Here is a 13,009-nt window from a genome sequence, read left to right on the forward strand (position 1 = left end):
CGGGTGGAGTCTTGCCGCGGATCCAGCGCACCGGACCCGCTTGCACGGCATCAGGAAGACCACGACCGAACCGGTGCCGGCGGTATCGGGCCTGCGTGCCGCAGACTGCGGTAGCCGCCTTCGACGGACCGGCCGGCTACTCCAATTCGCCCTCGGCCTCCAGGTAGATCTGACGCAACCGGTCCAAGGTTTCGGTATCCGGCTCGGCCCACATCTTCCGTTCGGCGGCTTCGAGCAGGCGTTCGGCGATACCGTGCAGCGCCCACGGATTGGACTGCTCCATGAACTTGCGGTTCGTCTCGTCGAAAACATAGCTTTCCGCGAGCTTCTCGTACATCCAGTCGGCGACCACATCGGTGGTGGCGTCGTAGCCGAACAGGTAGTCCACCGTGGCCGCCATCTCGAATGCGCCCTTGTAACCGTGGCGGCGCATGGCTTCGAGCCAGCGAGGATTCACCACGCGGGCGCGGAACACCCGGGTCGTTTCCTCCGAAAGGGTGCGGGTGCGTACCGAATCCGGGCGGGTGCTGTCACCGATATAGGCCTCCGGGTTCTTCCCGGTCAGCGCCCGCACAGTGGCGACCATTCCGCCGTGGTATTGGAAATAGTCGTCGGAATCGGCGATATCGTGTTCGCGGGTATCGGTGTTCTTCGCGGCTACAGTGATCCGCCGGTAGGCGGTGCGCATATCGTCGGCCGCGGGGGCGCCGTCGAGGTCGCGGCCGTAGGCGTAACCACCCCAGGTGGTGTAGACCTGAGCGAGATCGTCATCGGTGCGCCAGCTCTTGGAATCGATGAGCTGCAGTAGGCCCGCGCCGTAGGTGCCCGGTTTCGAACCGAAGATACGGGTGGTGGCACGGCGTTCGTCGCCGTGCTCGGCCAGGTCCGAAAGCGTGTGGGCGCGAACGTAGTTGGATTCCGCGGGTTCGTCGAGTGCGGCGACCAGGCGCACGGCATCGTCCAGCAGGGCCAGTACGTGCGGGAAGGCATCGCGGAAGAAACCGCTGATCCGGACGGTGACGTCGATCCGCGGCCGCCCCAGTTCGGCGAGGTCGACGACCTCGAGCGAGGTGACGCGGCGGCTCGCCTCGTCCCATACCGGGCGCACCCCGAGCAATGCCAGCACCTCGGCGATATCGTCGCCGGAGGTGCGCATCGCGGAGGTACCCCAGACCGAAAGGCCCACCGAGCGTGGATACTCGCCGTGATCGGCCAGGTAGCGCTCCAGCAGCGAATCCGCCATGGCCCGCCCGGTCTCCCAGGCCAGCCGCGACGGAACCGCCTTCGGATCCACCGAGTAGAAGTTGCGGCCGGTGGGCAGGACATTGATCAGCCCGCGCAGCGGCGAACCGCTGGGACCGGCGGGAATGAAACCACCGTTGAGCGCGTGCAGGACACGGTCGATCTCGACCTCGGTCCCGCGCAGCCGCGGAACGACTTCCGTCGCGGCGAATCGCAGCACCGAAGCCACGGCATCCCGATCACCACCGGCTTCACCGAACAGGTTGCCGGCGAACCGTTCGACGAGTTCGTCCACGGCCCCGGGTGACCATTCCGCGGCCTGGAGAGCCACCAGCAGTTCCCGGGCCCGCGATTCCACAGCGTCCACCCGATCGCGGGCTTCGTCACCGGATTCGCTGAGCCCCAGCGCTTCCCGCAGGCCCGGCACCGACATCTCGCCGCCCCACAGCTGCCGGGCACGCAACATGGCGAGCACCAGATCGACCTCGCCCGCCCCCGCCGGCGCGCGGCCCAGGATGTGCAGGCCGTCGCGGATCTGCACATCCTTGATCTCGCACAACCAGCCGTCGACGTGCAGCAGCATATCGTCGAAGACCGCCTCGTCCGGGCGCTCGGCCAACCCCAGATCGTGGTCCATTTTCGCGGCACGCATCAGGGTCCAGATCTGCTGCCGGATGGCAGGGAGTTTCGCCGGGTCGAGCGCGGAAATATTGGCGTGCTCATCGAGCAGTTGCTCGAGCCGGGAGATATCACCGTAGCTCTCCGCCCGAGCCATCGGCGGAATCAGATGGTCCACCAGGGTGGCGTGCGCGCGGCGTTTGGCCTGCGTCCCTTCCCCGGGGTCGTTCACCAGGAACGGGTAGATCAGCGGCAGATCACCGAGCGCCGCATCGGTGCCGCACGCGGCCGACATCCCCAGTGTCTTACCCGGCAGCCATTCCAGGTTGCCGTGTTTACCGAGATGCACCATCGCGTCGGCACCGAAACCGCCCGATTCGATATCGGTGGACAGCCAGCGGTAGGCGGCGAGGTAGTGGTGGCTGGGCGGGAGGTCGGGGTCGTGGTAGATGGCCACCGGGTTTTCCCCGAACCCGCGGGGCGGCTGCACCATCAGCACGATATTGCCGAAACGCAGGGCCGCGATAACGATTTCGCCGCGCGGATCGGCGGAGGTGTCCACATACAGCCCGCCGGGCGGCGGGCCCCATGCCTCGACCACGGCCTCGCGCAGTTCGGCGGGCAAGGTCTCGAACCACGCGGTGTACACCTGGGCGCCGATCCGGATGGGGTTGCCCTCCAGCTGTTCGGCGGTGAGCCAGTCGGGGTCCTGGCCACCGGCGGCGATCAGGGCGTGCATGAGCGCGTCGCCGTCGCCTTCCTCGAGGCCGGGAACCTCGCCTGCCGTGCCGAGATCATATCCGGCCGCGCGGAGCTCACCGAGCAGGGCGATCGCGCTGGCCGGGGTGTCCAGACCGACGGCGTTCCCGATCCGGGCGTGTTTGGTCGGGTAGGCGGAGAGCATGAGCGCCAGCCGTTTCCGCTCGGCCGGGATGTAACGCAGCCGGGCGTGCCGGACCGCGATCCCCGCGACCCGGGCGGCGCGTTCGGGGTCGGGCACATAGGTGGACAATCCGTCGGCGTCGAACTCTTTGAAGGAGAACGGCACGGTGATGATACGTCCGTCGAATTCCGGCACCGCGACCTGCGTCGCGACGTCCAGCGGGGACAGACCGTCGTCGTTCACCTCCCATTGGGCGCGGCCGCCGGTCAGGCACAGGCCCTGCAGAATCGGTACGTCGAGTTCGGCGAGCGCGCCGATATCCCAGGCTTCGTCGTCGCCGCCCGCCGAGGCGGTGGCCGGTTTGGTCCCGCCCGCCGCCAGCACCGTGACCACCAGTGCGTCGGACTGCCGGAGGGTGTCGAGCAGTTCCGGTTCGGCCGTGCGCAGCGACGCACAGTAGATCGGCAGCGGTACCGCCCCGGCATCCTCGATCGCGGTGCACAGGGTATCGATATAGCCGGTGTTCCCTGCCAGATGCTGGGCCCGGTAGTAGACGACGCCGACCGTGGGTTTCTCGGCCACCCGCCCGGGATAGCGCGCGGCGCGGTCGAGTCGGCCCCAGCTGGGCAACTGTACAGGCGGTTCGAATCCGTGTCCGGTGAGCAGGACGGTATCGGACAGGAAGTTGTGCAACTGCCGCAGGTTCTGCGGGCCACCGGCCGCGAGATAGTTGTGGGCATCGGCGGCCACACCGACCGGGACGGTGGAGCATTCCATGAGTTCGGCGTCGGGCGCCATCTCCCCACCGACGGCCACTACAGGAAGGCCGCTGTCACGCAGCGCGGCCAGTCCGTCCTCCCAGGCGCGTTTGCCGCCGAGGATGCGCACGATCACCAGCTCCGCCCCGTCGAGCAGGCCGGGCAGATCGTCCACCAGCAGGCGGGCCGGATTCCCCCACCGGTAGTCGGCGCCGCACGCGCGTGCGCTGAGCAGATCGGTGTCGGAGGTGGACAGCAGCAGAATCACAAGGGTGACCTTCCTGGGGTGACGCGCCCGTCGGGGTTCGGTGTGCTCGCCGGAGAGGGTCTGGCTGTGTCAGTGGCGCGACCGCACCGGAGTTCCACCGGTTTCCTCGTCACCCGTCGAGCGCTCGCATGGTATCGCGGCGGCCGACCGGGTCCGTAGGCACACCGGACAGGCGAGTTCGTGGTCGGGTCGGAAGCCGCCGGTGGTTCCTGGGATTCGGTAGCCCAGACAGCGTCCCGCATGATTGCCAGATATTTGCCCGCGAGAAGTGAGCGAATTTAGAGGAATTCGTTGCGGGAAAATTGGACGCTTGCTATGTTGCCTGGGTCACCATCGGCCGCACCGGCCGTGACCGCCCTCACGGCGTGCAGTCCACGACGGAGAGGGCGCTTCAACCCTCCGAAGGAGATTCACCATGGGTTCGTTGAGCGATCTGCTCATGGCACTGATTCCGGCTCTCGGATCGGCCGTAGCGGGCGACGGTCTCTTCGATGTGTTCCTCGGTTCACTCGAAGCCATCATCGCATGATTCGCGACTGAGCAAACCATTCATTCATCGGAATTCCGCCGGAATTCCGCTTTCCAGTGATACAAGGAGAAACACATGGGATCCCTCATGGAAATTCTGGGCATGGGCACCGCCAGCGCCGGTGGACTCGGCACCAGTCTGGTGAATGCCCTGGTCACACTCAGCGGTGGCACGCCCGCCCCCGGCAAGTAGATCCGGGACCTGACGAGGGGTCCATCCGATATGACGGATGGACCCCTCCGCCATGAGCCATGGCGTACCCCTGCATTCCGTCCGGCCAGGCGCGTTCCGCGGCCGGGCCTCCGCCGGACATTACTTCAGAGGCGCAAATGAATTCACTCCTGCGGGGCCCCCGGCGGGCAGTTGTTCTGCTCGCTTCGGCTGCCCTCCTGTCACTCGGCACCGCGGCTACCACGACCGCCGATCCCGACGCGTCCATCGTCTCCCGCACACCCGGCACCGGACGCTCACTCGAGATCACGGTGCACTCCCCCTCCATGCAGCGCGATATCGCCCTCCAGGTGCTGCGACCGGCCGATACCCGAACGCCTGCGCCCACCCTTTACCTACTGAACGGCGCAGGTGGCGGTGAAGACGCCGCCAGCTGGTCGGCACAAACCGATGCGGCCGGATTCTTCGCGGACAAACACGTGAATGTCGTTATTCCGCTGGAAGGCGCCTTCAGCTACTACACCGATTGGCAGCAGCCCGATGCCGGGTTGGCGGAAAAACTCGGGAACAACGGTCGCAATATGTGGGCGACCTTCCTCACCGAGGAGCTGCCACCGGTCGTCGATGCCGCCTTCGGAACCACCGGCGCCAATGCGATTGCCGGTATCTCGATGGCCGCGACCTCAGTTCTCGACCTCACCATCCGCGCGCCCGAACTGTATCGCGCTGCGGCCGCATACAGTGGCTGCGCAATGACCAGCGATCCACTGGGGCAGGCCTTCGTCACCTTGGTCGTCAGCCTGGGGGGCGGTGACTCCGAGAACATGTGGGGCCCGATCGGTGGTCCGGACTGGCAGGAGCACGACCCCTATTTGCAGGCCGACCGGCTCCCCGATATCCCTATGTACATCTCCAGCGGCAGCGGACTACCCGGCCTGCACGACACAGCGACGGACCCGCGGCTACGCGGGAACGAGAAGATGCTGTGGAACCAGCTGCTGGTCGGCGGCGGGATCGAGGCCGCGGCCGATTACTGCACCCGCGCACTACAGCAGCGCACCCACGAGCTGGGCCGCACCGATATCGTCTTCGAGCTGCGACCGTCCGGGACTCATTCCTGGGGGTACTGGGAGGACGATCTGCATCGTTCCTGGCCACTGCTGGCCGCGGCGCTGGGTACCTGATTCCGGGTCCGCGGGGCGGTATCCGGAAACCCGGCCCTCATCCGAGGGCTTCGACCAGGTCGCGGAACGACTGCGCCAGCAGTTCCCGGTAGCGCTCGGAGTCGGGCATCATCGCCGAATCCGCCTGGAACGTGATCACCAATTCGTCGCCCTGCGAGGAGACGAGATGCCGCAAACCGTCACCGTCCAGAACCGGCAGCACGCCGAATGCGCGCAGCAGCGGAGCACCGCGGAAGGCCAAGCCGTCGCCGGTGGGCGGGACATTGCTGATGGTGGTGTTGCTCAGCGGAATCGAGTCGACTTCGGCGAACGACCGCTGGGCTCGAGCCCAGCCGGCCAGCCGCAACAACCAGGCCGGCGAAGTTTCCACCCGGGCGGCGTACCGCAGAACCGCCGGATCGATATTGCGGCGGCGTTCCCGGCGAACCGATTCCCGGATCGCCGCCAGCCTGGCCGCTGGATCGGTGACGCCGGTGTGCAGGTCGACGGCCATCTGACTGAGTCGGTTCGCCGAAGCCCACTCCGCAATACCGCGCATCGATATCGGCACCATGGCGGCCAGCGAATCCGGCGGAGTTTCCTGCTTCTCGCCGAGGTAGGCGGCCAGCGCGCCGGATACGACGGTCAGCATCACATCGTTGACGGTCGTACGCTCTGCGCAACGGGCGCACACAGCCTTGACCTCGGACAACGCCAGCGTCACCTGGTCGACCGTACGGCCGGGGCCGGCCGGGCGATTGAACCGGGTGGCAGGCCGGATGGGCAACGGTTCGTCCAGCAGCCCGGCTGCGGCCCGGGCACGCACTTCGGTCCGGGCCGTCCCGGCGCGCCGCAGGCCGGTCACGAAACACGCCAAGCGGTAGGGAAACAGTAGTGCAGCACGCATGCCCACGACCGGTGACCGCCAGGGCGCGCCGCCCGGTACGGCCGGGGCCGTTCGCCCGCTGAACAGTTGGGCTTCCAGCTCTCGGGTCGCCACCCCGTCACCGGCACTGTGGTGAAACTTCAGCACCAGTATCGTTGCCGGCCCGGGTGCACCCGGTACCCCGTGTACTCGATCGAAGAAATGGAACTTCCACGGTGGACGATCGAGATCCACTCGCGCCACGGTGATCTCCCCGAGCCGACGCCGGACCGCATCCCAGCCCACACCGGCCGGTTCGACAAGTACATGTTCGGCAATATCGAAGGCCGGATCCGGAACCCAGTAGGGCAGGTCCAGGTCGAACGGCACCCGGCGCAGCCTGCGCCGGAACAGCGGGGCGAGCCCTGCCCGCTCCTGCGCCCAGCGCACCGCCGCGGCGGTATCGAGCAATTCCGCCCCACGGGAATCGAATACGTAGACCGCGACGATCGTCGAGGGATGCCGGTCGGTTTCGTCGTAGCAGAAAACGGCATCCCGTGGCGCCAACTGTTCCGTCACCGCTGCGGTTTTCGCCGTGGCCGCGTCGACCGCGCTTTCCATTCCTGCGCTCATACCTGTTCCTACGGACCGATTTCGTGGTGCTCGACAATGCCCGCGGAAAGCAGGCAGACCGATCGACACTATCGCGATCCTGCCCGGGGTGAGGTGGAACAGATATATTCTGGAGCAGCAAAATTTCAGAGCGGGGAAACGATGGGCAAAAGTCCACCATCGAGCGGATCGAAATTCCCGCGGGAACACCTTTTCCGTTCCCTGCACTCAGAACCGGATCAACGCGCCGCGAGCCTGCCTCCACCCCGCACACACACCTCCGGCACCCCCCGGAAGCAGGTGGCCCCGACACGGGCCGAGCCGCCGACGGCCCGGCACCGCCGGAGCCCGGTGAGTGTCCGGGACACTGCGACACACGCGAAAACACGCATTTGCTGAATATTAGCTACAGTTCATCAGCTCGAACACCACGGTTTCACTGGATCCGAACCGGCGGGCACGTGGCTCCGGATATGGAGCCGGGTCGGGACGGTAGACGCCGGGCACTCGGCAGGGACCTCGTATCCTGATCCGGATATGTCACGTACCACCGCCGATTCCTGCCCCGGCGTCCTCCAGCTGCACGAGGCCGCCGACGGACCGCTGGCGCGCGTCCGCATACCCGGCGGGCGACTCGCACCCGGGCAGCTTCGGACGCTGGCGGAGGCCGCGCACCGGCTCGGCGACGGAAACATCGAACTGACCTCCCGCGGCAATGTTCAGTTGCGGCGGGTACGCGACGCCGGCGCACTCGCGGACCTATTGGGCAACGCAGGGCTCTTGCCGAGCCGGACCCACGAGCGCATTCGCAATATCATCGCTTCCCCACTGTCCGGGCGGATCGGCCCGCACCTCGATATCCGGCCGCTGGTGACGGCGCTCGATGCCCGCCTGCTCGACTCCCCGCGGCTGGCCGGTCTTCCCGGGCGAGTGCTGTTCACGGTGGACGACGGCCGCGGTGATGTGAGCGGCCTACGCCCTGATATCGGGATACACGGCCTCGGCGACGACCGTTTCGCACTGTTGCTCGCCGGCCGCGACAGCGGAGTCCGGGTCTCGGCCGGCGAGGCGGTCGAGACCTTGGCGGCCGCCGCACACGGCTTCCTGGAGCTCGGGACCGGCCAGTGGCGTCTCCAGGAGATCGACGACGGCATCGAACGTCTCACCGCCCTGCTTGGTCGCGCCCCCGGCACCGAACGTCTGGAGTTCGCCGAAACAGCCGATCCGCCCATCGGCTGGCTCCCGCAGGACGACGGGCTGGTCGCACTCGGCGCCGGTGTGCGCCTGGGTTCCCTGTCCGCCCGCATCGCCGAATTCCTGGCCGCGATCGAACGCCCGATCCTGCTCACCCCGTGGCGCAGCCTGGTGATCACCGATCTCGGCGACGGACCGGCCGAGCAGGTGGTCCGGGTACTGGCACCGATGGGGCTACTGTTCGACGCCGACTCACCGTGGCTGCGGATCACCGCCTGCACCGGCCGCCCGGGGTGCGCAAAATCGCATACCGATATTCGCGCCGATGCTGCGGCCGCCGTCGAAGCGGGCCGAACCACCGCTGCCCGAACCCTCGAAGCCGATACGGTCCCCGCTGCGGCGGCGGTGGTGACGTCGGGCAGGCAACACTGGTCCGGTTGCGACCGGCACTGCGGGCGACCGGCCGGGTCGATCACCGAGGTGACGGCTACCCCGGGTGGTTACCGGGTCGTCTCCCCCAGCAACTGAAACCCGTCTTTACCACCCCGATTTCGATCCCGCACTGCACGCTCGGTCAGCGCCGGCCGGGGTGCCGTTCACCCCGCACCGTGATCATCGCGTGCGATCGACCCGAGTCTGCACGTGTCCTGTATCAGGCAACAACACCCGGAGCTATCCGGCCGGACGGTGGCCGCAGCACTCGGCTCAGGCGCCGCGTACCCGTTTGATTCCGGCGTAGGCACGCGGCGCGTAGCGCAGACGCTCCGGGAGCAGCGGCCAGACCGTCCGCACTGTTGTCGCGACCAAGCCGAAGAGCTTCCGGTCGAGCGGGCTCCAGCGCAGGTCCAGGATTTCCCGGGCTCGTTCGGGCATGAGCGCATTGGCCAGCCACACATTGAACGCCATGACCGGCCGCCAGATCACCGACCACACCGGTTCCGGGATACCCGGCACGGCCGGGATACGGACACTGCCGAGGCGGAGCGCGAAATCGGTGGTGGCGTTGGATTCCAGCACCTCGTCGATGGTGCGGTGCCAATATTCCTCGAACTCGGCGTAATTCGCGACCAGCACCCGGTCGGACAGTCCATACATCCGCCACCAGGTGACCCCTTCGGCGATCAGCTGATCTTTCTCCTCGGTGGTCAGCGGGGTGCCGAAATGCTCGTTGAGGGCGAGGGTGAGTTCGACGAACGTGGCGTGGGTCCACCAGTACACGTCGGGGTTCAGCGCGTGGTAGCGCTCGCCACGGGAGTCGGTGCCCTTCAGTGGGCGGTGATAGTCGCGGACGCGACCGGCTCGAGCCTCGGCATCGGCGTCGTAGATCATGCCCTGGATCTGCGGCAGGGAACGGATCAGGCGATCCCAGGGATCGGCGAAGAAGTCCGAATGGTCCTGCAGTGCCGCGCCGACCGCTGGATGCATGTTCTGCAGGATGCCGGTGCGGCCGAGGAACAGCATGTTCCGCAGATCGCCGGCGTATTTCCAGGTCAGCGAACCGGGGCCGATCGGCGCGCCGGCCGGGGCGGACGGGACGGCGGTGTTCGGAGCACCCATGGTCCGATCTCCTTCTATCTCCGAGATGAAGCTATGAGACGGACATTAGTTCACCATCTCAACCTCTCGTCCCCCCGGGGTGCCGAAGCACTCCGGACTCGGCGAATAGCGACCCCACCGGAGCCACTTTGTCGTATCGTTGTCCGGACGCTTGTCCATACAGTTGTTCATATGAGTTCGGAGCCCATCTCCCGGCGGCGCGGCGGGCCCGGGGCGCTGAGAAAGCGAGTACACGATGAAGACCAAAGGCGCTCTCATCTGGGAATTCAACCAGCCGTGGCAGATCGAGGAGATCGAAATCGGCGACCCTCGTAAACACGAGGTCAAAGTCCAGCTCGAGGCCGCGGGGATGTGCCATTCCGACCACCACCTGGTCACCGGCGGTATCCCGATGATGGGTTTCCCCGTCCTCGGCGGTCACGAGGGCGCAGGCAAGGTCATCGAGGTCGGCGAGGCGGTCGAGGACCTCGCGGTGGGCGATCACGTGGTGCTGTCCTTCATCCCCTCCTGCGGGAAATGCCGGTCGTGCCAGGCCGGCTTGCGCAACCTCTGCGATCTGGGCGCGCTACTGCTCGCGGGCACCTCGGTGACCGACGGGTCGTTCCGGATCCAGGCCCGCGGCCAGGATGTCTACCCGATGGCACTGCTGGGCACCTTCTCCCCGTACATGGTGGTGCACGAGAGCTCGGTGGTGAAGATCGATCCGTCGATCCCGTTCGAGGTCGCCTGCCTGGTGGGCTGCGGTGTCACCACTGGCTACGGGTCGGCAGTACGCACGGCCGATATCCGGCCGGGCGACGATGTCGCGATCATCGGCCTGGGCGGGGTGGGCATCTCGGCACTACAGGGCGCCGTCCACGCCGGTGCGCGATACATCTTCACGGTCGACCCGGTGCCGTGGAAGCGCGAGCAGGCGCTGAAATTCGGCGCGACCCACGCCTACGCCACCATCGAGGAGGCGACCGCCGCGTGCGCGGAGATCACCTGGGGCGGGATGGCAAAAAAGGTGATCGTCACCGTGGGTGAAGTGCACGGCGAAGAGGTCGACAGCTGGATGGGGATCACCGCCAAGGCGGGCACCTGTGTACTCACCGCCATGGGCAGTCTCACCGAGAACCAGGCCACACTGAACCTGTCCATGCTCTCGCTGCTGCAGAAGAACCTGCAGGGCACCATCTTCGGCGGCGGCAACCCGCATTACGACATCCCGCATCTGCTGTCGATGTACCAGGTGGGCAAACTGAATCTCGACGATATGGTCACCCGGCAATACCGGCTCGACGAGATCAACGAGGGCTATCAGGACATGCTCGCCGGACGCAATATCCGCGGCATCATCCGCTACACCGACGCCGACCGGTAACCGTGGCGCCCGCCGGACATCATGCGCGCCGAAGGGCGAGCACCGGAATCGTACGGATCCCGCGGGCCTTCTCCTCGTATTCGGCGAAACCCGGGTAGCGGCGGGCTTGTTCGGCATAGATCCGGTCCCGCTCTGCACCCGATACCTCGGCGACGGTGACCGGGTAGGTCTCGGTACCGCGCTCCACAGTGGCCTGCCCGGCCGCGGTGAGGTTGTAGTACCAGTCCGGGTCGGTGGGGGCACCTGCCTTACTGGCGAATATGTAGATGAGGTCACCGGGGTTCTGCTCGTCGGGCAGGTACATCGTCGGCGTCACGGATTCGCGCCCGGTTCTGCGGCCGCGGTGATGCACCAGCAGCATCGGCGCGCCCTCGAAAGGCCCTCCGACGCGGCCCTCGTTCGCCCGGAATTCCTCGATGATCTGTGTATTCCAGTTGTCGGCCATAGTGGGATTATGCCGTCGGATACCCCGCCACGCCCGGCAGCGCCGACGTGTGGCGCGGAGCCCTCGGCCTGCATGTGAGTATTCGACGTTCCGCGGTTGCCACACTGGTGTTCATGGCGTTCAGCAACGATCCCGACGGCGACCAGTTCTTCGCATTGCGCACCTACCGCGCCGACGGTTCGCCGGTGAGCACCCCGATCTGGCTGGCACCCGCCGGCGGCCGCTGGTACGGGTACACACCGGGCCGGTCCTGGAAGGTCCGGCGGATTCGCGCGAATTCCCAGGTCGATGTCGCACGCAGCACATTCGACGGCACGCCGACGGGCCCCTGGCGAGCCGGAGCCGCCCGGGTACTGCCCGCCGACCGGGTAGGCACGGCGAAGCGCGCGCTGACAGCCAAGTACGGCAACAAGTTCCGGGTGTTCGTACTCACGACTCTGCTGGGCCGTTTCCGCCGCCACGGCGGGCGGGCAGTGGGGCTGGAAATCGACGTTCCGGAAGGACTACCGGCGTTGCGGCGCTGAAACCGGGGAAGCAATCGCCGCTGTCACGAAACGAGTCGACGTGTGCGCGGATTCGGTCCGGAAGGCCCGGCCCCCGCAACCTTCCTCCGTGGCAGGGCGCGCATTTCAGCGCAGGCACAGCGGAGCGATATCCGGTATGCCGCCGGTGGTCGGTGAAGTGAGGTAGATGCACGGACTCTGTCCGGACGCTTCGATCGCGGTACGCACCTGCCGCCAGGCCGGGGCGTCGAGTGCCGCCCCGCGCGCAAGCACAAAACCGGAGAGCCGGCTCGGGTCGGTGATCACCGCCCAGGAGTAGTCGGGAGCGAGCGCGGTGACGATGTAGTTGGTCGGCCCGTCGATCGAGTCCTGACCGGGCACACCCGGGAAACTCACGTGCAGCTGTGCCTGGGTGAAGGGATCGTTGACCTTCGCGGTACCCCGGATTTCGTTGGTACCGCCCGTCCACGTCGTACACCGGTTGTACACCGCGATATTTCCCTGCGGGTCCGGTGTGTACTCGGCGCGGGTGTCCCGGGCGCATTCCAGATTGAAAGGCTGCGGGACGGCCGCGAGCTGGTTCCAGGTGCCGAGATACCGGTCCAGGTCCAGGGCAGGTACAGGTGCCGGGCCGGTGGGCGGCGGCTGGGCGACGGCAGTGCCGGCGGTCAGCGCGGCCGCGGCGACGACTGCGGAGATGAAGCCGAGAATGCGATGGACTGCGCGATACGTGGTCACGGTGGCTCCTCGTGAATCGGCGGATGGGGCCATCGTACGGAGTCGTGAGCTGCGGTGATCCGCAGCCTGGATCTGCCTCACAACTATCTCGGCGACGAGA

9 protein-coding genes are annotated in these 13,009 nt (G+C 66.9%); 4 read left to right on the forward strand and 5 right to left on the reverse strand.

Annotation, left to right across the window (positions count from 1 at the left end):
* Window positions 1-136: 136 nt before the first annotated feature.
* Entirely contained in the window at window positions 137-3,769 is a 3,633-nt protein-coding gene (gene cobN, locus NS6_RS04655; protein WP_068036797.1) for a cobaltochelatase subunit CobN, read from the reverse strand.
* 858 nt (window positions 3,770-4,627) lie between these two features.
* Between cobN and NS6_RS04660 the strand changes: the two genes are divergently transcribed.
* Window positions 4,628-5,653 (forward strand): alpha/beta hydrolase, encoded by a 1,026-nt coding sequence (locus NS6_RS04660; RefSeq protein ID WP_068036800.1) that lies wholly within the window; start codon window positions 4,628-4,630, stop codon window positions 5,651-5,653.
* A 37-nt stretch (window positions 5,654-5,690) separates the two neighbouring features.
* On the opposite strand, the gene NS6_RS04665 is transcribed toward NS6_RS04660, so the two are convergent.
* Window positions 5,691-7,130, reverse strand: coding sequence for a wax ester/triacylglycerol synthase family O-acyltransferase (locus NS6_RS04665; RefSeq protein ID WP_245669125.1), 1,440 nt, complete (start codon window positions 7,128-7,130; stop codon window positions 5,691-5,693).
* 516 nt (window positions 7,131-7,646) lie between these two features.
* Between NS6_RS04665 and cobG the strand changes: the two genes are divergently transcribed.
* Complete coding sequence (gene cobG / locus NS6_RS04670; RefSeq protein ID WP_068036805.1) at window positions 7,647-8,831, forward strand: precorrin-3B synthase; 1,185 nt, start codon at window positions 7,647-7,649, stop codon at window positions 8,829-8,831.
* 177 nt (window positions 8,832-9,008) lie between these two features.
* Here the strand turns inward: cobG and NS6_RS04675 are convergent, their stop codons facing one another.
* The gene (locus NS6_RS04675) at window positions 9,009-9,860 is read right to left on the reverse strand and encodes an oxygenase MpaB family protein (protein WP_068036807.1); all 852 of its coding nucleotides are present in this window, start codon (window positions 9,858-9,860) and stop codon (window positions 9,009-9,011) included.
* 235 nt (window positions 9,861-10,095) lie between these two features.
* On the opposite strand from NS6_RS04675, the gene NS6_RS04680 reads away from it, so the two are divergent.
* A complete protein-coding gene (locus NS6_RS04680; protein ID WP_068036809.1) occupies window positions 10,096-11,223 on the forward strand; it encodes an NDMA-dependent alcohol dehydrogenase in 1,128 nt (375 codons plus the stop codon).
* Window positions 11,224-11,242: 19 nt separating this feature from the next.
* Here NS6_RS04680 and NS6_RS04685 read toward each other — a convergent pair whose 3' ends face one another.
* Window positions 11,243-11,668: a nitroreductase family deazaflavin-dependent oxidoreductase gene (locus tag NS6_RS04685; protein WP_068036811.1), complete on the reverse strand. Its 426-nt coding sequence runs from the start codon at window positions 11,666-11,668 to the stop codon at window positions 11,243-11,245.
* Between the two features lie 113 nt (window positions 11,669-11,781).
* On the opposite strand from NS6_RS04685, the gene NS6_RS04690 reads away from it, so the two are divergent.
* Window positions 11,782-12,192, forward strand: a complete 411-nt coding sequence (locus NS6_RS04690) for a PPOX class F420-dependent oxidoreductase (RefSeq protein ID WP_157112617.1) — start codon at window positions 11,782-11,784, stop codon at window positions 12,190-12,192.
* A 105-nt stretch (window positions 12,193-12,297) separates the two neighbouring features.
* Here the strand turns inward: NS6_RS04690 and NS6_RS04695 are convergent, their stop codons facing one another.
* Window positions 12,298-12,909 (reverse strand): lipocalin family protein, encoded by a 612-nt coding sequence (locus NS6_RS04695; RefSeq protein WP_245669126.1) that lies wholly within the window; start codon window positions 12,907-12,909, stop codon window positions 12,298-12,300.
* Between the last annotated feature and the right edge of the window lie 100 nt (window positions 12,910-13,009).

Origin of the sequence: Nocardia speluncae NBRC 108251 (genome assembly GCF_001613245.1) — a bacterium.
In the GTDB taxonomy this organism is placed as follows: Bacteria; Actinomycetota; Actinomycetes; order Mycobacteriales; family Mycobacteriaceae; genus Nocardia; species Nocardia speluncae.